The following is a 21,933-nucleotide window of genomic DNA, read 5'->3' as shown; positions in this document are numbered from 1 at the left end:
CGCTTAAAAAAGGCAGCCCCGCCCGGGGCGGGGCATTGTAATATTTATTTTTGGAGGTTGCGCTCATGTCCACTTATATGGCGAAGGCTCAAGAAGTCACCCGCAAGTGGTATGTCATCGACGCCGAAGGCAAGCCCCTCGGCCGCGTGGCTGCCCAGGCTGCCGTTCTTCTGCGCGGCAAAGAAAAGACCACCTACACCCCCCATGTTGACTGTGGTGACAATGTCATCATTATCAACTGTGCCAAGACTGTTTTGACCGGCAAAAAGCTGGAGAAGAAGCATTGGTACCACCACACCGGCTACATCGGCCACTTGAAGGATGTCCGCTACGACACCCTGATGCGCGAAGACCCCTGTGCCGCAATGAAAAAGGCGATTAAAGGTATGCTGCCCGATAATACCCTCGGCCGCAATGCGCTTACCCGCCTTCGCACCGTTGAAGGCGCAGAGCATAATCACGCCGCCCAGCAGCCGACTGCTTGGGAACTTTAAGGGAGGAGGACAAGCATTATGTATGATAAAACACCTTACTACTATGGTACCGGCAGAAGAAAAAGCTCGGTAGCCCGTGTACGTCTGTATCAGGGCACCGGCAAGGTCACCATCAATGACCGCAGCATCGACGATTACTTCGGCCTGGAAACACTGAAGCTCATCGTTCGTCAGCCGTTGGAACTGACCGGAAACGCCGGCAAGTTCGACGTTGTGTGCCGCGTTGCTGGCGGCGGTGTTACCGGCCAGGCCGGTGCTATCCGTCACGGCATTGCACGCGCCCTGCTGCAGCTCGACAGCGAAGGTCTGCGTCCGGCCCTGAAAAAGGCTGGCTTCCTGACCCGTGACCCAAGAATGAAGGAACGCAAGAAGTACGGCCTCAAAGCTGCACGTCGTGCACCGCAGTTCTCAAAGCGTTAATCTCCGCTTTACAAAAAGATTTTTCAGACCCCGGAAGTTTTTCCGGGGTCTTTTCTTATATATTAGTGTTGCTTTCTAAGCAAAAACCTTACTATATTATATAGTAGGAAAATTGCACAGCTGACTTCTGACAAAATTGAGCAAGGCAGGTCAGGAAACGATAACGCTTTCTATATATAATAGAAACATGAGGTGAGCAAAGTGGACTGCATAACAAGCATACAAAAAGCATTGGACTATTTGGAAGAACATCTGCTGGAGCCGGTTGGTTATGAAGATGTGGCAAAGCAGGTGTTTATGTCTGGTTATCATTTTCATCGGGCATTCAGTATGCTGACCGGCACGACTGTTAATGAGTATCTTCGCAGCCGCCGTCTTTCCATGGCTGGGCAGGAAATTGCGCGGTCGGACAGCAAAGTGATTGATTTGGCATACCGTTATGGATATGATTCGCCGGAAAGCTTTACCAAGGCTTTTACCCGTTTTCATGGTGTATCGCCAATGACTGCCAAAAAATCCGGTGTGCAGTTAAAGCTTTATAACCGTCTCATAATAAAAGTATCTGTGGAAGGCGGCAGTATTATGGATTACAAAATCGTAGAAAAAGCACCGTTTCAGACTTTATGTAAGGTGGAAAGGTTTCGTAATGAAATAACGGCGGAAAAGGGAAATCGCGAGATTCCGGAGTTTTGGAACCGAACTATGGCATCAGATGCGCCCAAAGTTTTTGAAAAATATGGGGAGGATGCGGACGTGTATGGTATGTGTACACCCTCATCCCAGGAAAGCGGCTGCTTTCAATATGGTATTGGTGTACGTTACAGCGGGACCAAAGTGCCGGATGGGTACAAACTGTGGCAGGTAAAGCCAATTCTATGGGCAGTTTTTCTCTGCTATGGGGAAAATGAAACGTGTATCCGCGATATATGGGACAGATTTTATAAAGAGTGGCTGCCCGGTTCCGGGTACAATATGGTGGATGATACGGATTTTGAGCTGTATCCCTTTGCACTGCACCCGCACGAAGCAAACAGCAGCCTTTACTGTGAAGTGTGGATCCCCATTTGTAAAAAATAAAGTTATTAACATCTCTCAACAGTCTGCAGTTGAAAACTGCAGACTAATTTTTTATATTATGACCAACTAATTGATAAAAACAAATTAAAATAGAAGCATTATGAACAAGTACCACTTTGCCGAAAAGGAATTTTTCACAACACTTTCCGGCAAAAAATGCAGCCGAAAAAGCAGGATATTCTGCAGCACAAAAAGGGGTTTTAATGAAATTACTGGGGTGCACAGTAGAAAGCGCACAAATAATTCATATTCTTGCAAAAATAGTGAATAAATATAGACTCAAAAAATGGACAAACTTTTCCCTAAACAGATAAATCTTACCACTCACCACAGCGAACAAAAAATTCATGATTTTTCACCACTATTTCACATAAAAAAGGAAATATTAAGCCGAAAAGTGGGAAGCAACTATTATGTAATCTTTGTAACAGCTTTGTAATAGTTAAAGTTTTTACATAATGCACAGAAAACTGCTGTACTGTCCACCTAAGCCCCCCTGAAAAAGAGGGCGTGATTCTCTTTTTCGGCACGTTTTTTTCAACAGCGATTGTGCAATATAAACAAAATTTTACTTTCAAAAGATTTGACATAAGCAGGTTGAACAGGTATGATGCAAGCGTTGACGGGAAACCGCCGCAGTTGTACGCGGAAATTGCGTAACACAAACACAGAATGCACATAGAGAGTCAGGTGAACCAGATGCATAAGGCAGGCAAAACGTTACTCGTACTGGGCGCTGTTTTTACAGTGGGGCTGGGTACAGCTGGTACGGTGATAGCAACTACACAGAACGCGGTTGTTACCAAGAACGGTGAAACCAAAAAGCTTTATATGCTGACGAGCGATGACACGAATGACATCCTGAAGACAGCTGGTGTTCGCACCAGCCACGGAGATTTGGTTTTGCGCTCTACCAACGCGCAGGGAAACATTGAAGTCAACGTGCGCACAGCGTACCCTGTAAAAGTCATTGCAGACGGCACGGAGAAGCAGGTTACCGCCCACTTTGGCGATACTGCCCGTGATGTTCTGCAGGAAGCAGCCATTACATTGGGCCCGGTGGATACCGTGAATGTTCCGATTGACCAGTTGGTTGAAGAGAACACAAAGATTTCCGTTCGGCGCAATCATATCGTTACCGTGAAGGCTGACGGTATTTCAACGCAGGTGGTCACTTCCACCGACACCACTGCAAAGCAGGCAGTTCAGAAAGCCGGCGTTTCGCTCGGCAAGCATGATGAACTGACTGCAGAAGCCGATCAGCCGCTGACCCAGGAGCAGTACGTTGCAGTAAACCGCGTAACGTACAAGGATGAAGTCCTTACGGAGGACATTCCGTTTGACACTGTGACAGAGGACGACAGTTCCATGTTTGTCGGTGAAAGCAAGGTCAAAACAGAGGGCAGCAGCGGTCAGAAGAAAATTGTTCGCCGTACTAAGTACATAAACGGTGTGGCCGGGGAAACCTCCGTTGTTTCCACCAGTGTGGTGAAGGATGCGGTGAACAAGGTTGTGCTGAACGGCACAAAGGAACAGCCGCAGGAAGAAGAAACCAGCAGTGCACAAATCAGCAGCGCTAGCTCTAGCGCAGGCCAGCAGGTAAACGGACTTTCCTACAGCCGTGTGCTGACTGGAAAGTGCACCGCTTACACCGGCGGCGGTACGACTGCAACCGGCCTGCCGGCAGCAGTCGGACGTGTAGCAGTGAACCCAAATGAAATTCCCTACGGCACACGTCTTTATATCGCTTCTCCGGACGGCAGCTATGTTTATGGTTATGCTGTTGCGGCGGACACCGGTGGATTTGTTTACAGCAGCTCTACCATGGTGGATTTATACATGGACACCGAGGCGGAATGTGAAAACTTCGGCCGGCAGACAATGAATATTTATATTTTGAACTGATTGAACTGAGAAAAACGTCCCGCTTTCTGTGCAGCCCGCAGGGCAGTGCAGCAGGCGGGCTTTTTGTATTCATTTTGTAACTAATACGCTGTAAAAATTAAAAAAATGTAACAAAAGGCTTGCGGTATTGAGAGCATTATGGTATCATGTAACAATGATTTGGCAAATGGACTCAGGATTATGTTAAGTTTGTAAACCTGGACGATGGAAAAACGGAGGGACACGGGATGGACAGCTGTTTATACATGGGACTGATGTTGGTGTTTGCGGCGTGCGTTTTGGTTGCGGTTTTTCGTCCGCAGGAGCGAAAGGGCAAGCTTCTGTGTCTGCTGTTGGCACTCATGGGCGCCATGACAATCTCCTTTCAGGAGGACGGTGTGTTTCTGCTGACAGCGCAGATGCTGCTCGGTGCCGTGATGACCCTATGCACAACGGGCGTCCTGCTTGCCGAGGTTCACGCGCGCCGCGCCGCGAAAGCAGCAAAAAGGCGTGCGCAGCACCGTTCTTCTGCCCGCCGTGTGTCCGAACAGCCTGTCTATGTGCAGGAGGAGCGCCGCGCCGCCTGAGAACTGCTTGGAAAGGGGGAAGCAGCCTTTGCAGTATGTGTACACATTGATGTGGCTGGTGGTTGGCCTGCTGCTCATTTTTCAACTTGGCCGCAAAGAGGATAAAGTCTTTTATGCGGCGGGTGCTTTCTTTTTGTTCCTTGCCGGGTGGTGGGGTACGGCGGCGTTTACAAAGCTGAACTTGTTTCACGGTACATGGGGCTGGATTTTGCGGGGTGTGGCGGCAGTGTTCCTGCTGATTTTGGTTCCGCCTTTTGTAAAGAAATACCGCAGGGAGCGCAGCCAGCCCCGGCAGGAACCGCCGGAGGATATGACCGGTGTGGATTGCGTTACACATGAGTACGAAGACGAAGAAAAACAAAAAGGAAAAAAGAATTATGAAGCAGAAAACCGCACAAACAACTGACATCTGCATAGAATGTGAGTGCGGGGCAAAGCTTTTTAACCGCTTTATTATAGATGAGGAGTGACGGGCAGTGTGCTGCTTGTCGCTCCTTTTCGCATATTCCGGACTTTTCTACAGCGGATTTTTATGGTATAATTAATCAAATAATAAATTCAATAGCACGGAAAACGGGAAACGAAGGCATTAGGAGGAGCACCATGCGCATATCGGTTTCAATTTTGGGCGCGGACTTTGCAAGGCTGGGCGAAGAAGTGGAACAGATCAATCAGGCCGGTTCCGACTGGATTCATGTGGATGTGATGGATGGGCATTTCGTGCCGAACATCACCTTTGGCCCTAATATGGTAAAATCGCTGCGTCCCATGACGAAGCAGCCGCTGGACGTACATCTGATGATAACCGAGCCTCAGCGCTTTTTACAGCCGTTTGTAAAGGCCGGCTCGGATTACATTACGTTTCACCTGGAAGCGGAGGGCAACCCCGCCCAGACGATTTCCATGATTCACGGCCTTGGTGCCAAAGCGGGCATTTCCGTGCGCCCGGGTACACCGGTAGAGGAGCTTTTTCCATTCCTCCAGATGGTGGATATGGTGCTGATTATGGGCGTGGAGCCGGGCTTCGGCGGGCAGAAGTTCAATATGGATACCCTGCAGAAGGTACGGGTACTTAAACAGAAGCTGCCGGAGCTTCTCATTGAAATCGACGGCGGTGTCAATGCCGGAAACATTGCGGAAATCGCACACGCCGGTGTGGATATTTGTGTGGCCGGCAGCGCCATTGTTGGGCAGCCGAATTACACTGCGGCAGTGTCTGCACTGCGCAGTGCGGCACAGCAGGGAAGACAATGAAAAATACAGTGTGGGCTAATACCGCAAGTTACGGTGGTTACCCGCGCTTTTTTATATAGCAGAAATTTTTAAAAACTTCCCGTAAAAGATTAAATCTTTGCAGGCGGGGAAATTTTAAAATGAAATAAATGCCGAAAAACAAATATGAAAACGGTATCGCTTTCAAAAAAATAAAAAATCTGCATCTTTTTATGATACAAATGCGTGCGGCAGGCGTATTTTTGAAAATCCTGCAAATACTATCCATTACCTGACAAAAAGCGCAATGATTTCTGATAAGGGGATGTTGGTATTGAAAGCAACCGGTATCGTAAGAAGGATAGATGACCTTGGGCGGGTGGTCATACCAAAGGAAATCCGCCGCACACTGCGAATCCGCGAAGGCGATGCACTGGAGATTTTTACAGACAATCAAGGCGGTGTCATCTTTAAAAAATATTCGCCTGTCGGCGAAATGGCACTGTTTTCCACGCAGATGGCAGACGTGCTCAACAATTCCGCAGGGCTGCCGGCACTCATCTGTGACCGCGACCATATCGTGGCTGCAGCGGGCGTTTCCAAGCGGGAGTATCTGGAACGCAGAGTCAGTCAGGAGCTGGAGGAGTGCATTTCCTCCCGGCAGGACTTTGTGAAATCATCTGGAAAAAGCCTGCACCCGGTGGAGGGAGTTGACTGCACGGCGGCGGTGGTGTGTCCCATCTTGGCGCAGAGTGACGTGACCGGTGCGGTGGTGCTGCTCAGCAACGGCGAAGAAGTGTCGCAGGACGCCGAGCATATGGCGCAGGTTGCAGCTGGTTTCTTGGCAAAGCAGCTGGAAGGCTGAAGGACCGCCGTGCAAAGCCGCTTTTTTGCGAAACAGCTTGCAATTATCCGGCATATGTGGTACACTTAACAAAGAATAGACTGGAATGATGAAAGAGTGGGGCGACCCACTCTTTTGTTTGCATTATATGCTTTATGAGGTGAAACGATGGCAGCAAAGAAGAAGGGGAGAAACACCGCCGAAGCTGTGCGGGAACTTGCACAGCCGCTTGCGGATGCACTTGGCCTGACTTTGTGGGATGTACGCTTTGTAAAAGAGGGTGCCGATTGGTATCTGCGCATCTTTATTGACAAAGAGGGCGGAGTTTCTATTGATGACTGTGTGGATATGACACACGCGGTAAATGAGCCGCTGGATGCGCAGGACTTGGTGCAGGGTGCCTACACGCTGGAGGTCAGCTCCCCAGGCATTAACCGGGAACTGACCCGCCCGGAACACTTTGCCGCCTGCAAGGGTCAGCAGGTGTGGGTGCGCTTTATCCGTCCTTTTGCGGACGGCAGCCGAGAGGTAATCGGTACGCTTCGTTCGTTTGAAAATGACACCGTGACACTGGAAAGCGCAGAAAAAGAAACAATGTCTTTTGCTCTTGCTGACGCAGCATGGGTAAAGCTTTACGATAATGACGATTTGGGAGGAAACGAAGATGAGTGAGGAAGACATCAGCATCATTGATGCCCTGGACCTGCTGGAAAAAGAACGCGGAATTCCGAAGGATTATATGATAGATCAAATCTGCAAGGCGATCACTACTGCCTGCAAGAACAGCTACGACAACGATGAAGCCAGTGTGCACCTGAATGAGGAGAAAAACGAATTTGAGGTGTTCCTGCGCAAGGAAGTTGTAGACGATGTTGCGGTTCCGAACTGCGAGATCCTGCTGGAAAAGGCACGCCGCATTGACCCGACCTGTGTGGTGGGCGACAAAGTCAGTGTGCAGCTGCACACCAAAGAGTTCGGGCGCATTGCAGCACATCAGGCGCGCGGCGTTATTCGTCAGGGCATCCGCGCGGGTGAACGCGGCCTGATGATGCGGGAGTTTGAGTCGAAGCATCAGGAACTGGTCAGCGCAGTGGTGGAACGGGTGGATCCGCGCTCCGGTGCCGCAACGCTGATGATTGGTAAGAGCGAAGCGATGCTGCCGCGCAGTGAGATGGTCGGTGAGGAAGTGTTCCACGAGGGCGACCACATTAAGGTGTACGTCGTCGATGTACATGAGACCGACAAAGGTCCGCACGCCATCATCAGCCGCACGCATCCCGATTTGGTCAAACGCCTGTTTGAAACTGAAGTGCCTGAAATTTACGACGGCACTGTGGAAATCAAGGCGGTTTCGCGCGAAGCCGGTTCCCGCACCAAGCTTGCGGTTCTTTCCAATGATCCGGCGGTGGACGCAGTGGGTGCCTGCATTGGTGCCCGCGGCGGCCGTGTCGGAACGATTGTCGATGAGCTCGGCGGCGAAAAGATCGACATTGTTGAGTACAGCGACGACCCGAAGAAATTCATTGCCAGTGCACTTTCACCGGCAAATGTTGTTTCTGTGGAGCTTGCCGAGGACGGCAGCCATGCCTGCCGTGTAACCGTGCCGGACAGCCAGCTTTCTCTGGCCATTGGCAACAAGGGCCAGAATGCCCGTTTGGCCGCGAAGCTGACCGGTTGGAAGATCGACATCAAGCCGGAAAGCGGATTTTTCGGTGAGGAAGGTGCTGCAGCGGCGCAGGAACCGGCTGCAGAAGAACCGGAGGCATGACTTTCCGGCAGAAAACACGAAGTGAACTGCGAACATGAATCGGGGAGAGGACCCCTCATCAGGCCCCTCCCGCAGGAGGCCTGTAATTGCACCAGAAAAAAGTTCCGCTGCGGATGTGTACCGGCTGCGGTGAAATGAAACCGAAAAAAGAACTGGTCCGCGTGGTACGTTCCCCAGAGGGGGAAATCACGCTGGACCTGACCGGCCGAAAACCCGGGCGGGGCGCTTATGTGTGCCGCAGCACCGAATGCCTGAAACGCGCCAGAAAAGCACGCCGCTTCGAAAAGGCCTTTTCCTGCCAGATTCCGGAGGACGTTTACGACCGTATGGAAAAGGAGATGGAACAGGATGCCAAATGACAGACTGCTTTCCTTGCTGGGGCTTGCCCGCCGCGCTGGAAAAGTGCAGCTGGGGCACGACCCGGTGCTGGAAAGCCTTCGCTGCGGCCGCGCACGGCTGGTGCTGTTAGCCGCCGACCTTTCCCCACATACATCCAAAGGAATTCTTTATGCTGCTCAGCAGGAGGATGTTCCGATTTATACACTGCACCAGACGGTGGATGATATGGGCGCTGCACTTGGAAAGCGCGCCGGTGCTGTTGCAGTGGAGGATGCCGGCTTTGCAAAGAAACTCAAGACGTACTGCGCGGACAGATGAGGAGGAATGTTTTATATGATGATTAAATACCGGGTACACGAAGTTGCAAAAGATCTCAATGTCCCAAACAAGGACGTCATTGATATACTCGAAAAATATACAGGTGAAACGAAAAAACACATGACTGCCCTGACAGAGAACGAACTGGATATTGTGTTTGAGGCTTTCACACAGGAAAAGGCGATGAAGGACCTGAACACATATTATGCACAGCGGGAAGAAAAGGCGGTTACCGTCAGTACCGAGGGCTCACAGAAAGCAGTTCCGCTGAAAGAAGCCACTGAAAAGAAAGTGGAGAATTCTGTGCCCAAGCAGCCGAAAAAGAATCCACAGCAGAATCAGCAGCATCAGCAGAACCAGCAGAAAAAACAGAATCCGGCTGCACCCCGCGCAAAAGCACCGAAACAAGCACAGCCGCCGATTCGGCAGCAGGCAAAAGTGCTTGGTCACATTAATGTGACCTCTACTTCCGACAATACCATCCGCCGCCCGGCAGAACGTATTGTGGATACCCGTTCACACAATGTTGAACTGGATAAATACAACGAGAAATACGACCGTCTTGCCAATGAAAAGGTGAAAACGGACAATGTGGTTCACAAGCAGAAGCTGAACCAAAAAAGTGCGCAGTACCGCCGCGGCCGCCGCCCGAAGCGTGAAACCGAATCCGAGCGTCTGCGCCGCATTGCAGCAGAGCGTAAGGCAAAGCCGATTACCGTACAGATTCCGGAGTCTATCACTGTTGGCGAACTGGCTCTGCGCCTAAAAGCGACTGCCGCGGAAGTCATTAAGAAACTGATGGCAAACGGCGTGTTTGCTTCTATCAATGATGAAGTCGACTTTGACACTGCCTCTGTGGTAGCAATGGAATTCCACGCAAAAGTGGAAAAAGAAGTTGAAGTCACCATCGAGGAGCAGATTATTGACGACAGCGAAGATACCGATGCAGATTTGGAAACCCGTGCACCTGTCGTGGTTGTCATGGGACACGTTGACCACGGCAAAACCAGCCTGCTGGATGCAATCCGCCACACCAATGTAACAGAAAGCGAAGCCGGCGGCATTACGCAGCACATCGGTGCTTATCAGGTCAATCTGGACGGCCGCATGGTCACATTCCTGGACACCCCCGGCCATGAAGCGTTCACCACCATGCGTGCCCGCGGTGCGATGGCAACGGATATTGCCGTGCTGGTTGTTGCTGCGGATGACGGTGTCATGCCGCAGACCGTTGAGGCCATCCACCACGCAAAGGCTGCTAAGGTCAATATTATTGTTGCAATCAACAAAATCGACAAGCCCGGCGCGAACCCGGAACATGTTATGGAAGAACTGACCAAGTACGAGCTGGTTCCAGAAGAATGGGGCGGCGACGTGCCGTGCATCCGTGTTTCCGCAAAACAGAAAACCGGCATCAAAGATTTGCTGGAAATGATTCTGCTGGTCGCAGACATGAAGGAACTCAAGGCCAACCCGAACCGCGCAGCCAAGGGTGTTGTTATTGAAGCACGCTTGGACAAGGGCCGCGGCCCGATTGCCACCATGCTGGTGCAGAATGGTACGCTGCATATCGGGGATATTATTGTTGCGGGTACCAGTGTCGGCCGCGTGCGTGCCATGGCAAGTGCGAGTGGAAAAGAAATCGAAGCAGCCGCGCCCAGCGTGCCGGTGGAGATTACCGGTTTGGACAGCGTGCCGACCGGCGGCGATACCTTTAACGCGGTTTCGGATGAACGCCTTGCCCGCCAGCTGGTGGAGCAGCGCCGCACCGCGCAGAAAGAGGAGCTGTTCAACTCCCGCACTAAGGTCACTTTGGATAATTTGTTTGAGCAGATGCAGATTGGCGACATGAAGGAACTGCAGATTATCGTGAAAGCGGATGTGCAGGGCTCTGTTGAAGCTGTACGTCAGTCCCTTGAAAAGCTTTCCAATGAAGAAGTGCGCGTCAATGTGATTCACGGCGGCGTTGGTGCCATCAGCGAAAGCGACGTTATGCTGGCATCAGCCAGCAACGCCATTATTGTTGGCTTTAATGTGCGTCCTGATCCGGTAGCGGAAGAAAACGCAAAACGTGACGGTGTGGATCTGCGCCTGTACCGCGTCATTTATGACTGCATTCAGGAAATTGATTCCGCTATGAAGGGCATGCTTGCGCCGAAGTTCCGCGAAGTGCAGCTTGGCCGTGTAGAGTGCCGTGAAACCTACAAAATCAGCAGTGTCGGCACGGTTATTGGTGCACACGTTGTTTCCGGTAAAATCACCCGCGGCGCTGATGTGCGTGTTGTGCGTGACGGCATTGTCATTGCGGACGACAAAGTTGCATCTCTGCGCCGATTCAAGGATGACGCAAAGGAAGTATTGGAAGGCTATGACTGCGGTGTCTGCCTGGAGAAGTTTGCAGACATTAAGGTTGGGGATATTTTGGAAGCCTACACCATGGAAGAGTACCGCCCTGAATAAAGCCGGCGGTGCCGCAGGTTTACGCGTTTTTAAATTTACAATTTTATAATAGGTCAATTATTAAAATGCAGGGTGCGGTGCGCTCTGCATTTTCAGACAGGAGGGGTTTGTATGCCAAGCCATAAGTTGGGCCGTACCACAGAAGATATTCGCCGGGAACTGACGGCGATTTTCCGCGAGCTGAAGGATCCGCGTGTCAACAACACGCTGCTGAGCATTGTGCGGGTGGAGGTCAGCCGCGACCTTTCATTCTGTACGGTTTATGTCAGTGATATGGAAGGACTGCAGCGCGCGCAGCGGGCTGCAGAGGGCCTGAAATCTGCGGCCGGATACATCCGGCACGAACTGGGGCAGCGCCTTTCCCTGCGGCACGTTCCTGCGTTGACCTTTAAGGCAACGGATTCGATTGAGTACAGCGCAAATATTTCGCGTATGCTGAGCGACCTGAAGGAGGACGATGATGGAAGTAAGTCTGATTGAGGCTGCCACGTGGCTCTTGCAGCAGCAGGATATCGGGATTCTCTGCCATCAGTCCCCCGACGGAGATACACTGGGCAGCGGCAGTGCGCTCTGCCGGGCGCTGCGCAGTTTGGGCAAGCGCGCGCAGGTGCTGTGCAGCGACCCAATTGGCAAGCGCTTTGCTTTTTTGTTTGAAGGGCTGGAGGAGCAGCAGTTTGAGCCGAAAGCCATTGTTGCGGTGGATGTGGCAGATGAGCAGCTGCTGGGGTCCTTACAGCCGGTTTACGGCGGAAAAATACAGCTGTGTATCGATCACCATCCCAGCAATACGCATTATGCAGAGCGATGGTTTGTCAATCCGCAAGCGAGTGCTGCCTGTGAGGTGATGTACAGCCTGATTCCGCTGTTGGGCGTGAAAATAGACATTGCCATTGCTTCGGATTTGTACACTGGGATTGCAACGGACACCGGCTGCTTTCAGTATATCAATGTGACACCGCGCACCTTTCGCATTGCAGCGGAGCTTTTGGAACTGGGTGTGCCCGCGCCGAAAATAAACCACGCTATGTTTGCAACCAAGAGCCGCGAGCGTCTGCAGCTGGAGCGCGAAGCGCTGAACACTGTGGAATACTTCCGCAATGGAGAAATTGCTGTGATAACGCTGACCCGAAAAATGGTGAAAGAATCCGGCGCGGCAGATGAGGATACAGACGGCATTGCATCCATTCCGCGCTGTATTGAGGGCGTGCATGTCGGTGTGACTATTAAAGAAAAAGCAGACGATTTGGTGAAGGTTTCTCTGCGTGCACCGCAGCCGTACAATGCTTCGGAAATCTGTGCGAAATTTGGCGGCGGCGGGCATCCGGGTGCTGCCGGCTGCGCCATTCACTGCGGCGTTAAAGAGGCAAAAAAACAACTGGTTGCCGCCATCAGTCAGTATCTGGAGGAAATATGACCGGTGTACTGATACTGGACAAACCGGAGGGCTTTACTTCCTTTGACGCAGTGGCTGTACTGCGCAGGCTGACCGGCGAGCGGAAAATCGGGCACACCGGCACGCTGGACCCAATGGCAACCGGTGTGCTGCCTATGCTGCTGGGCCGCGCGACCCGCGCACTCCCGTTTTTAGCGGACAGGCATAAAACATATGAGGCTTCTTTTGCGTTTGGTGTGCAGACGGATACTCTTGACCGCACCGGCAAGGTGCAGGCGGAGGACGGCACACCGATTTCCCGGGAGCATTTACTGAATATACTTCCCCAATTTACCGGAGAAATTGAGCAGGTGCCGCCTATGTACAGTGCACTGCGCAAAGACGGCGTGCGGCTTTACGACCTTGCCCGGCAGGGAAAAACAGTGGAACGGCAGGCACGCAGGGTGACGATTGATTCTCTGGAACTTTTGGAGTACGATGAAGCCGCGCGAACCGGCCGGCTGGTCATGACCTGCTCCGGCGGCACCTATGTGCGCACCTTGTGCGACGACCTTGGGCGGGCACTTGGCTCCCATGGCATGATGACAGCACTGCGGCGCACCGCCGCTGCTGGTTTTTCCCTTGCGGATGCCGTTACACTGGATACAGCAAAAGCAATGGACCAGCAGGAGCTGCTTGCACAGGTGCGGCCGGTAGAGAGCCTTTTTCTGGATTTGCCGGAAGTTGCCGTAACACTGCCGCAGGCAAAGCGTTTCAGTAACGGCGGCGGACTTGCGCTGGAGCGTCTGCATCCGCAAACACCGTTTGCCGGAAACTGCCGGGTGAAAGACGCGCAGGGGCGGTTCCTCGGCTTGGGTACTGTGGATGCCGAAAAGGGGGAGCTTGCGGTAGCGCGCCTTTTTGCACAGGAGGACTGAACATATGAAAATCTACGAAGAACTGACACCTTGTGAGGGTGAAACCGCAGTAGCGCTTGGTTCCTTTGATGGTCTGCACTTGGGGCACCGCGCGGTGATTTCCCAAACGCTTGGGGAGCCGGGGCTGACTCCAACCGTGCTGACTTTCGCCGACAATCCGCTTTGTGACCTTGGCGGAAGTACCGGCGGAGAGCTGATGACGCGGGAGCAGAAGGTGCAGGTACTGGAAGAATTCGGTGTTAGGCAGCTGTATCTGCTTCGCTTTTCCACCATCATGAATTTTACAGCAGAGCAGTTTGTCAAAGATGTACTGATGAACGTCCTGCACGCGAAAAAAGTTTGCTGTGGGTTTAATTTCACTTTTGGCGCGGGCGGCCGAGCAGGCAGCAAGGAACTGCAGCAACTGTGTGCTGCACAGGGGCTGCGCACAGCGGTCGCGCCGGCAGTGCTTGCGGACGGCGAACCGGTCAGCAGTACCCGTATTCGGGCGCTGGTGGCGCAGGGACATATGGGCGGTGCGGCTGAGCTTTTGGGTCGGCCTTACGGCTACCTTGCAGAGGTGCGGCACGGCCAGCAGCTTGGCCGCCAGTTGGGTACCCCAACGCTGAATCAGGAAATTCCGAAAACATTTGTCTTGCCGCGCTTCGGTGTTTACGCCAGCCGTGTTTACCTGCTTGGCAGCGCCTACTGCGGTGTTACAAATGTTGGCCTGCGCCCAACGGTGGACGGCCACCATGTGACTGCGGAAACGTGGCTGCCGGATTACAGCGGTCCGGAATTTTACGGCGAAACGGTGCGTACCGATTTGCTCCATTTTCTGCGCCCGGAGCAGAAATTTCCCAGCGTGGAGGCGCTTGGAAAGCAGATTCAAACGGACGGCGAGCGGGCAAAGGACTTTTTGCGCCGCAATGCCAAGGAACTGTTTGCATAATTTTATGTCTTGTGTTATACTAAACAATATGCCCACTTCGCGGAGGCCGGCGACTGCCCGTTTGCGGGACTCCACAATGACCCTCCTCTGCGTTTGCGGTAATTTTTAAAAAGGTGGTTTTATCCATGACAAAAGCTGAGAAAACTGAAATCATGAAGCAGTATGCTACCCATGAGGGAGACACAGGCTCCCCGGAAGTGCAGATTGCTGTTCTGACAAAGCGCATTAATGACCTGACTGATCATCTGCGCACCCATCAGAAGGATCATCACAGCCGCCGCGGTCTGTTCAAGATGATTGGCACCCGCCGCAGCCTGCTGAACTATCTGACAAAGGTGGACATTGAGCGCTATCGTTCCATCATTGCAAAGCTCAACATCCGTAAGTAATTTTTACAAAGAGAATTTCCTGCCGGAGGCACAAACGTGCTTTTGGTGGGAATTTTTTATATTCTAAAAAATAATTGAATATATACTATAAATCTTTAAACATGTGTGCTATACTTTATGCAAAATAAATGAATTTTTTGCAGAGCGCAGGGGAATGCGCAAAGGAGGAACCACCATGTTTGAGCACAGCAGAACCTTTGAAACTACGCTTGCAGGACGCAGTCTGCGTGTAGAAACCGGAAAAATGGCACAGCTGGCAAACGGTGCGTGCTTAGTCAGGTACGGCGAAACGGTCGTGCTGTGCACAGCCACGGCGAGTGTGCAGCCGCGGGAGGGTGTGGATTTCTTTCCACTGTCCGTTGATTATGACGAAAAACTGTATGCAGCAGGGCGCATTCCCGGTTCGTATTTAAAGCGCGAAGGCAAACCGCCGGAAGAAGCGATTCTTGCCGGGCGGCTGATTGACCGCTCTATTCGGCCGCTGTTCCCGAAAGATATGCGCAATGATGTCAGCGTTGTCTGTACAGTCATGAGCCTGGACGCGGACTGCTCGCCGGTCATAGCGGCGCTGCTGGGTGCCAGCACAGCGCTTTCCATTTCCAATATTCCGTGGGGTGGGCCGGTTGCTGCGGTTCATGTGGGCTTGCTTGACGGGGAATATGTGGTGAATCCTACGGAGGGGCAGTGTCCGCAAAGCCGCATGGCGGTCACAGTCGCGTCCGCGGGCGAACGCATGGTAATGATAGAAGCGGGTGCACAGATTGTTTCCGATGAGGAAATGTACGAGGGTATTCTTATTGGTCACAGGGCGAATCTGGAGATGCTCGCCTTTATCCGGCAGATTCAGGAGGAAATCGGCAAGCCGAAATTTACGTATACAGCGGAGCACGCCAGTGACGAAATGCAGCGGGATATTATGGATTACGCGATCGACGCGGTGCGGGACGCACTGGATACCAACGACAAAAATGTGCGGGATGCGCGCCTGCAGGAGATATATACGGATGTGTTTGAACATTTTGCAAAAGTGTATCCCGACAGCCAAAAGCAGCTGGATGAGTGCCTTTACAAAACGCAAAAATACATTGTACGCCGCTGGCTGCTGGATGACAAAAAACGTGTGGACGGCCGCGGCATGGATGAAATGAGGCCGTTGGCGGCAGAGGTAGATGTGCTGCCGCGCGTGCATGGTTCCGGTATGTTTACCCGCGGACAGACGCAGGTCCTCACCACCGTGACACTCGGCCCGGTCAGTGAAGCGCAGCAGTTGGACGATTTGGGCGGACAGACCGAAAAACGGTACATGCACCAGTACAACTTTCCAAGCTACAGCGTGGGGGATACGAAACCGAGCCGTGGGCCGAACCGCCGCGAAATCGGCCACGGTGCTTTGGCAGAACGCGCGCTGCTGCCGGTTATCCCCAGTGTGGACGATTTCCCGTATGCCATGCGCTTGGTCAGTGAAGTGCTGTCCTCCAACGGTTCCACCTCACAGGCGAGCATCTGCGGCAGCACACTGGCACTGATGGCGGCGGGAGTGCCGATTGCGGCACCGGTTGCGGGCATTTCCTGCGGACTGATTACCGAGGGTGACCGCTGGATGACCATGGTGGACATTCAGGGGTTGGAGGATTTCTTTGGGGATATGGATTTTAAAGTAGCCGGCACCAAAGAGGGCATAACGGCAATCCAAATGGATTTGAAAATGGAAGGCCTGACGCCCGCAATGGTAAAAGAGGCGCTGTATAAAACGCACAAGGCACGCAATAGTATTATTGACGATGTTTTGCTCAAAGCAATTCCCGCACCGCGCAAAGTCCTGTCGCCATGGGCGCCAAAACTGCAGGTTGCGCGGGTGCCGGTGGAAAAGATTCGTGAAGTGATTGGTTCTGGCGGCAAGGTCATTCATCAGATTTGCGATGAATGCGGTGTTAAAATGGATGTGGCAGAGGACGGCCATGTTTATATTTCCGGTATGGACGCGGAAGGCGTTGAACGTGCACTGGAAATTGTAAAAACGATTGCCGAGGGTCCGAAACCCGGCGCCTTTTATCACGGAAAAGTGACGAGATTGATGGATTTTGGCGCATTCGTTGAAATTGTTCCGGGAAAAGAAGGACTGGTGCACATTTCGCAGCTTGACGTAAAACATGTTGAAAAAGTTTCGGATGCTGTGCAGGTGGGCGATGCTGTCACTGTGAAAGTGCTGGAAATAGACAACCGCGGGAGGCTGAATCTTTCCCGCAAAGCGGCACAAATCGAGCAGGAGCGGCTGACACCAGAGGAAATGGCTGCGGTTAATCAGCCACAAACATGAAAAATGGGCTGCCTGTGTCTGTTGTTGACACAGCAGCCCATTTGCGGCCTTGATGCCGAACTTCAGTCGATGTGACCATCGGGGTCAATGGAAATGTGCTTAAAGAGAATGGAAATGCACCACAGTGCCGCAATGGCGATAATTACGTAAATGACACGGGCAGGCCATGTTTGGGCACCGCCGCAAATCCACGCAACCAGGTCAAATTGGAAAAGTCCAACCAAACCCCAGTTTATGCCGCCGATAATTGAAAGAAGCAATGCGATTTTATCAAACATAGGAAAACTCCTCCTTTGCAGAGGTAGTATTTGCACATTTAATAAAAATATTTGATTTTGAAGTAAAAAGTAAATTAAACAAGCAATATATTAATATGCGGTATCATATTAATGCTGTCCTTCAGATACCCCATAGGGGAAATGGTTGAAACATTTGGATATCCTTATGGCGTTTGTTGCTTCGGTTGCAGATGATGCAGTTGTACATATCATCAGTAAATGGCCGGACCGAAACAAATAGGGCGGCCAGCCAAAAGAGAACCCCCGGAAGTAGAAACCTTCGTCTTTTTCTGTGCTGTGATTTATGGTATAATGCTTATAAAACTGAGGAACGGCAGGGCGGATGCTGCCGCGGGACGGAGGAAATGAAAATGTCACATATTACACAGGCAAAGCGTGTGGTCGTTAAGGTTGGTACCAGCACGCTTACCTATGAAACCGGGCGGCTGAATCTGCGCCGGGTGGAGGAACTCTGCAAAGTACTGTGCGGCCTGCAGAACGAGGGCCGCGAGGTGGTTCTGGTGACCAGCGGCGCGGTGGGAGTCGGCATGGGAAAACTCGGTCTGCACAAACATCCGGAGGAAATAGAGCAGCGGCAGGCGATTGCTGCGGTGGGCCAGTGCGAACTGATGTTTATGTATGACAAATTTTTCGGTGAATACAATCACACAGTTGCGCAGGTGCTGCTGACCAAGGACGTTGTGCAGGATACGGTCACGAAACGCAATGTGGAAAACACCTTTCAAACGCTGCTGCAGCGGGGAATTATCCCAGTTGTCAACGAAAACGATTCCGTTGCAACAGATGAGCTGGCAGGAAAAAATTTCGGCGATAACGATACGCTTTCCGCAACGGTCGCAACGCTGACGGAGGCCGACCTTCTGGTGATTCTGACGGATATTGACGGCTTGTACAGCAGCGACCCGCGCAAAGACCCCAAGGCACAGCGGATTCCGTATGTATACGGAATTACGGACGAAATTCGTGCGCTGGCAGGCGGTGCCGGCAGTGACCGCGGTACCGGCGGCATGGCAACGAAAGTTACCGCGGCCTGCATTGCCAATGACGCAGGAATCCCCTGTGTGGTGATGTCGGGAGCAAATCCGCGTGACCTTTATGATTTGTTTGACGGCGTGGTGCTGGGCACTACGTTCTTGCCGCTGGGCGCGGAGAACTGACTGAAGTTACGAAATTCATTATCTTTTTTAAAAAACAGGTGTTATACTGGCAATGAAACATGAGGCAGCGGAGGGGGATTCGGTAGATATGACTCTTACAGAAATGGGACAGGCCGCGAAGCAGGCGGCAGCGGTGCTGGCGCAGGCTGGTGCCAAAAAGGACAAGGCTCTGCGGACAATTGCGGAGATACTGGAGCAAAATGAAAAAACGCTTCTGGCTGCAAATGCAGTCGATTTGGCGGATGCAAAGCAGAATGACATGCGTCCGGCGCTGTTGGACAGGCTTGCACTGAACCACGACCGTATTGCCGGTATGGCACAGGGCGCCCGCGAAGTAGCCGCACAGGAGGACCCCATCGGTCAGGTTATTGAGGGCGGCGTGCGTCCAAACGGACTGGAGATTCGCCGGGTTCGTGTGCCTCTGGGTGTCATTGGCATTATTTTTGAGGCTCGCCCAAACGTGGCGGCGGATGCGGCGGCACTTTGCCTGAAAGCGGGAAATGCGGTCATCCTGCGCGGTGGCAAAGAAGCAATTCACAGCAATCATGCCTGTGTGGAACTGATGCGCACAGCGGTGGAGTCAGCAGGGCTGCCTCGTGACAGTATTCAGCTGGTAGAGGACACCAGCCGCGCTTCCGCAACCGGTATGATGGAAATGACCGGCTATTTGGATGTGCTGATTCCCCGCGGTGGCCATGGTTTGATTCAAAGTGTGGTGAAAAACGCGCGCGTGCCGGTGATCCAGACCGGCGCGGGAAACTGCCATGTCTATGTGGACGACAGCGCGGATATTGAAATGGCGGCAAACATTATTTATAACGCCAAAACCAGCCGCCCAAGTGTCTGCAATGCAATTGAAACCATTTTGATCCATAAAAATATTGCAAAAAAAGCCCTGCCCGTTATCGGGGCAAGGCTGGCGGAAAAGAATGTGGAGCTGCGCGGCTGCCCTATCACCCGGGAAATATTGGGTGAACAGGTGAAGCCTGCGACAGAAGAGGACTGGGCAACCGAGTACGACGATTACATTTTGGCGGTAAAAGTAGTGGACAGCATGGACGATGCACTGCAGCACATTGCGAAGTACAGCACCGGCCACAGCGAATGCATTGTAACCAGCAGCTACACGAATGCACGCCGCTTCCAGCAGGAAGTGGACAGCGCGGCAGTGTATGTGAATGCATCCACGCGCTTTACGGACGGCGGCGAGTTTGGTTTGGGTGCAGAAATCGGTATCAGCACCCAAAAACTGCACGCTCGCGGCCCAATGGGTGTGAACCAGCTGACCAGCAGTAAATTTTTAGTGATGGGGAACGGGCAAGTGCGTTAAAAGTGCCCGTACAGTAAAAGTTCCGCCCGTCCTTTCAAGGGCGGCAGGCGTGGACAGCACCCACGGCCTTATCCTAAGAAGCGCTCGCAGGTTTGGGAGCCTGTAAGGGAGGTTCTCTCTAGGTCTGCCCTTACAGCAGTAAATAAAGCATCGCAAAAATCAGCGCCGGGTCAGAATCCTTTTCTTCCATGAGCAGAAGCAGAATGCCCAGCACCAAGTTGCGTTCACTGTCTGAAAACAGCGCCTGAAAAAAGCTTGGCGGATTCTGATCTGCGGTCGGCGCGGCACTGTTAGATTCCGGCGGTTCCGATTCTGGTTCTGCTGACTCCTGCTGAGGCGGCGGGGGCGGTGCAGACGGCTGCGGTTCTGAAAAGGCACTGCCGGTGTAGCCGGGCGGCGCCTGCGCACGGCGGTACATTTCCTGTGAGCGGCGGATTGCGTCCTGCCGCATCTGCTGTACATCATTCGATTCCGAACCTGCCACTGCTGCCGCCTCCTTCCTTCTTGTTTTTTTAGAGCAGCTGCCCCAGAATTCCCGACTGCCGAAGAAGCGGCAGCATGCGCATCATCTGCAGCAGCCGAATTGCCTCATCCAGTTTTTTTTGCCGTGTGGCACCCAAAAGCGGGCGCAGCGCGTGCAGCAGACGGGTGCTGTCATCCTCCTGTTGGATGGAGGAAAGCATTGGCGCAAGCCGTGTGACCAGCCCAAGTGTTTCTGCATTCAGCCCGGAACTGGTCAGACCCGCCAGTGCACCTAAGGGATTTGCCGCAGCAGGGGCTGCCGCGGGTACAGGCTGTTGTTGGACGACAGGCTGTGTCGGTGGTGGTGCGGGTGCTGTCTGCCCGACAGAGTTCCCGCTGCCCAGTGCACCCATGATGGACTGTACCTGTGCCATGGTGCTCGGGTCATTCAGCATTGCAGAAAGCTTTTGGGCAAGGTCATCCATAGGTTATTTTCCTCCGCCGAATTTTTTCATCAGGGCCTGTGCCTGCGGCGTGGAAAGCAGCTTCTGAGTTGCTTCCTTGTTTTGCAGGACGGATTCAATCCGCGCTTTGTCAGCCTGCGGCAGGCTGTTCAGCAGCTGCTGAACCTGCTCGGGTGTGACATTCTGCGGATTTTGAGGCATTGGTACATTTCCAAAACCATTTGATTTCCGATTTTGCAAGTTTACCCACTCCTTCAGTAAAAAGTATGCGTGCTGTTCTTACGATATGAGTAAATTCATATGGAGGTTCTCAAAATGCGAGTATTAGTTGTGTCTGACACGCACCGCGACCGTTGGGCGCTGCAAAAAGCGATTCTGGCGCAGCCCAAAGCGGAAGTAGTTGTTCATTTGGGTGATGGTGAGCAGGAGGCACTGGAGGCCAAGCGCTCTTTTCCGGAAAAACAATTTTACATGGTGCGCGGAAACTGCGATTGGGGAAGTGGGCTCCACGCACACATGATGGTTGAACTTGCCGGGAAAAAGCTGTTTTTAACACACGGCTATGCGGAAAATGTAAAAGCCGGTGTCGATGAGGTGATTCGCGCAGCACAGGAACGCGGTGCAGATATTTTGCTGTTTGGACATACGCATGAAGCATTGACAGACTATGTGGATGGACTGTATATTATGAATCCAGGTTCGCTGCACGGCGGGGAGGGAACTTACGGTTTTGTTGATATTACACCGGCAGGTGTGGTTACAAATATTGTGCGTTTGCGTTGACAGTGATTGACTTTTTTAAGTTGTAATGATACGCTAAAGACAGCCGCGGATGTTTGCCGCGGTAAAGGAAATAGTGCTGCTTAATTAT

General features: G+C 52.4%; 26 protein-coding genes. 22 read left to right on the top strand and 4 right to left on the bottom strand.

Translation table 11 applies throughout. The features are described from left to right. Window positions 1-65: 65 nt before the first annotated feature. From rplM to H6X83_RS14240, 19 genes are all read left to right on the top strand, one after another. On the top strand, window positions 66-494 hold the full coding sequence (gene rplM / locus H6X83_RS14330; RefSeq protein ID WP_212507131.1) for a 50S ribosomal protein L13: 429 nt from the start codon (window positions 66-68) through the stop codon (window positions 492-494). Window positions 495-512: 18 nt separating this feature from the next. After that, window positions 513-914 (top strand): 30S ribosomal protein S9, encoded by a 402-nt coding sequence (gene rpsI, locus H6X83_RS14325; protein ID WP_212507130.1) that lies wholly within the window; start codon window positions 513-515, stop codon window positions 912-914. Window positions 915-1,115: 201 nt separating this feature from the next. Next, entirely contained in the window at window positions 1,116-1,991 is an 876-nt protein-coding gene (locus H6X83_RS14320) for an AraC family transcriptional regulator (protein WP_212507129.1), read from the top strand. Window positions 1,992-2,690: 699 nt separating this feature from the next. Next, window positions 2,691-3,896 (top strand): resuscitation-promoting factor, encoded by a 1,206-nt coding sequence (locus tag H6X83_RS14315; RefSeq protein WP_246419681.1) that lies wholly within the window; start codon window positions 2,691-2,693, stop codon window positions 3,894-3,896. A 227-nt stretch (window positions 3,897-4,123) separates the two neighbouring features. Beyond that, window positions 4,124-4,462 carry a hypothetical protein gene (locus H6X83_RS14310; RefSeq protein ID WP_212507127.1) on the top strand — a complete coding sequence of 113 codons (339 nt, stop codon included), beginning with the start codon at window positions 4,124-4,126 and terminating at the stop codon, window positions 4,460-4,462. A gap of 28 nt (window positions 4,463-4,490) precedes the next feature. Then, window positions 4,491-4,868, top strand: a complete 378-nt coding sequence (locus tag H6X83_RS14305; protein WP_212507126.1) for a hypothetical protein — start codon at window positions 4,491-4,493, stop codon at window positions 4,866-4,868. Between the two features lie 197 nt (window positions 4,869-5,065). Then, complete coding sequence (gene rpe / locus H6X83_RS14300; RefSeq protein WP_212507125.1) at window positions 5,066-5,716, top strand: ribulose-phosphate 3-epimerase; 651 nt, start codon at window positions 5,066-5,068, stop codon at window positions 5,714-5,716. A 292-nt stretch (window positions 5,717-6,008) separates the two neighbouring features. After that, on the top strand, window positions 6,009-6,539 hold the full coding sequence (locus tag H6X83_RS14295) for a stage V sporulation T C-terminal domain-containing protein (protein ID WP_246419322.1): 531 nt from the start codon (window positions 6,009-6,011) through the stop codon (window positions 6,537-6,539). A gap of 147 nt (window positions 6,540-6,686) precedes the next feature. After that, on the top strand, window positions 6,687-7,190 hold the full coding sequence (locus H6X83_RS14290; protein WP_212507124.1) for a ribosome maturation factor RimP: 504 nt from the start codon (window positions 6,687-6,689) through the stop codon (window positions 7,188-7,190). Beyond that, window positions 7,183-8,286, top strand: coding sequence for a transcription termination factor NusA (nusA, locus tag H6X83_RS14285; protein WP_212507123.1), 1,104 nt, complete (start codon window positions 7,183-7,185; stop codon window positions 8,284-8,286). Before H6X83_RS14290 ends, nusA begins: the two co-directional genes overlap by 8 nt. 86 nt (window positions 8,287-8,372) lie before the next feature. Next, window positions 8,373-8,645: an RNase P modulator RnpM gene (rnpM, locus tag H6X83_RS14280; protein WP_212507122.1), complete on the top strand. Its 273-nt coding sequence runs from the start codon at window positions 8,373-8,375 to the stop codon at window positions 8,643-8,645. Next, window positions 8,635-8,943 carry a L7Ae/L30e/S12e/Gadd45 family ribosomal protein gene (locus H6X83_RS14275; protein WP_212507121.1) on the top strand — a complete coding sequence of 103 codons (309 nt, stop codon included), beginning with the start codon at window positions 8,635-8,637 and terminating at the stop codon, window positions 8,941-8,943. The genes rnpM and H6X83_RS14275 overlap by 11 nt, the downstream gene beginning before the upstream one ends. A gap of 15 nt (window positions 8,944-8,958) precedes the next feature. Beyond that, window positions 8,959-11,403, top strand: coding sequence for a translation initiation factor IF-2 (infB, locus tag H6X83_RS14270; protein WP_212507120.1), 2,445 nt, complete (start codon window positions 8,959-8,961; stop codon window positions 11,401-11,403). A 111-nt stretch (window positions 11,404-11,514) separates the two neighbouring features. After that, a complete protein-coding gene (rbfA, locus tag H6X83_RS14265; RefSeq protein ID WP_212507119.1) occupies window positions 11,515-11,883 on the top strand; it encodes a 30S ribosome-binding factor RbfA in 369 nt (122 codons plus the stop codon). Further along, on the top strand, window positions 11,861-12,817 hold the full coding sequence (locus H6X83_RS14260) for a DHH family phosphoesterase (protein ID WP_212507118.1): 957 nt from the start codon (window positions 11,861-11,863) through the stop codon (window positions 12,815-12,817). The genes rbfA and H6X83_RS14260 overlap by 23 nt, the downstream gene beginning before the upstream one ends. Beyond that, window positions 12,814-13,713, top strand: coding sequence for a tRNA pseudouridine(55) synthase TruB (gene truB, locus H6X83_RS14255; RefSeq protein ID WP_212507117.1), 900 nt, complete (start codon window positions 12,814-12,816; stop codon window positions 13,711-13,713). The genes H6X83_RS14260 and truB overlap by 4 nt, the downstream gene beginning before the upstream one ends. Before the next feature lie 4 nt (window positions 13,714-13,717). After that, complete coding sequence (gene ribF, locus H6X83_RS14250; protein WP_212507116.1) at window positions 13,718-14,644, top strand: riboflavin biosynthesis protein RibF; 927 nt, start codon at window positions 13,718-13,720, stop codon at window positions 14,642-14,644. 125 nt (window positions 14,645-14,769) lie between these two features. Continuing rightward, window positions 14,770-15,033 (top strand): 30S ribosomal protein S15, encoded by a 264-nt coding sequence (rpsO, locus tag H6X83_RS14245; RefSeq protein WP_212507115.1) that lies wholly within the window; start codon window positions 14,770-14,772, stop codon window positions 15,031-15,033. Between the two features lie 175 nt (window positions 15,034-15,208). After that, entirely contained in the window at window positions 15,209-17,350 is a 2,142-nt protein-coding gene (locus H6X83_RS14240; protein ID WP_212507114.1) for a polyribonucleotide nucleotidyltransferase, read from the top strand. A 62-nt stretch (window positions 17,351-17,412) separates the two neighbouring features. Here the strand turns inward: H6X83_RS14240 and H6X83_RS14235 are convergent, their stop codons facing one another. Continuing rightward, window positions 17,413-17,628 (bottom strand): DUF378 domain-containing protein, encoded by a 216-nt coding sequence (locus H6X83_RS14235; protein WP_212507113.1) that lies wholly within the window; start codon window positions 17,626-17,628, stop codon window positions 17,413-17,415. 371 nt (window positions 17,629-17,999) lie between these two features. Here H6X83_RS14235 and proB point away from each other — a divergent pair, with 371 nt between their 5' ends. Beyond that, entirely contained in the window at window positions 18,000-18,806 is an 807-nt protein-coding gene (proB, locus tag H6X83_RS14230; protein ID WP_212507112.1) for a glutamate 5-kinase, read from the top strand. Between the two features lie 88 nt (window positions 18,807-18,894). Next, window positions 18,895-20,136 (top strand): glutamate-5-semialdehyde dehydrogenase, encoded by a 1,242-nt coding sequence (locus tag H6X83_RS14225; protein WP_212508603.1) that lies wholly within the window; start codon window positions 18,895-18,897, stop codon window positions 20,134-20,136. 130 nt (window positions 20,137-20,266) lie between these two features. On the opposite strand, the gene H6X83_RS14220 is transcribed toward H6X83_RS14225, so the two are convergent. Genes H6X83_RS14220 through H6X83_RS14210 form a run of 3 tightly spaced genes read right to left on the bottom strand, consistent with a single transcriptional unit; the run spans window position 20,267 to window position 21,302 of the window. Next, window positions 20,267-20,620 carry a hypothetical protein gene (locus H6X83_RS14220; RefSeq protein WP_212507111.1) on the bottom strand — a complete coding sequence of 118 codons (354 nt, stop codon included), beginning with the start codon at window positions 20,618-20,620 and terminating at the stop codon, window positions 20,267-20,269. Window positions 20,621-20,648: 28 nt separating this feature from the next. After that, window positions 20,649-21,083, bottom strand: coding sequence for a hypothetical protein (locus tag H6X83_RS14215; RefSeq protein ID WP_212507110.1), 435 nt, complete (start codon window positions 21,081-21,083; stop codon window positions 20,649-20,651). 3 nt (window positions 21,084-21,086) lie between these two features. Beyond that, window positions 21,087-21,302 carry a hypothetical protein gene (locus H6X83_RS14210; RefSeq protein ID WP_212507109.1) on the bottom strand — a complete coding sequence of 72 codons (216 nt, stop codon included), beginning with the start codon at window positions 21,300-21,302 and terminating at the stop codon, window positions 21,087-21,089. Between the two features lie 75 nt (window positions 21,303-21,377). On the opposite strand from H6X83_RS14210, the gene H6X83_RS14205 reads away from it, so the two are divergent. After that, window positions 21,378-21,845: a YfcE family phosphodiesterase gene (locus H6X83_RS14205; RefSeq protein ID WP_212507108.1), complete on the top strand. Its 468-nt coding sequence runs from the start codon at window positions 21,378-21,380 to the stop codon at window positions 21,843-21,845. The last annotated feature ends 88 nt before the right edge of the window (window positions 21,846-21,933 follow it).

It is taken from the genome of Caproicibacterium amylolyticum (assembly GCF_014467055.1).
GTDB classification, from domain to species: domain Bacteria; phylum Bacillota; class Clostridia; order Oscillospirales; family Acutalibacteraceae; genus Caproicibacterium; species Caproicibacterium amylolyticum.
Note: the sequence above shows the minus strand (reverse complement) of the source record. Positions and strands in the feature narration are given on the sequence as shown.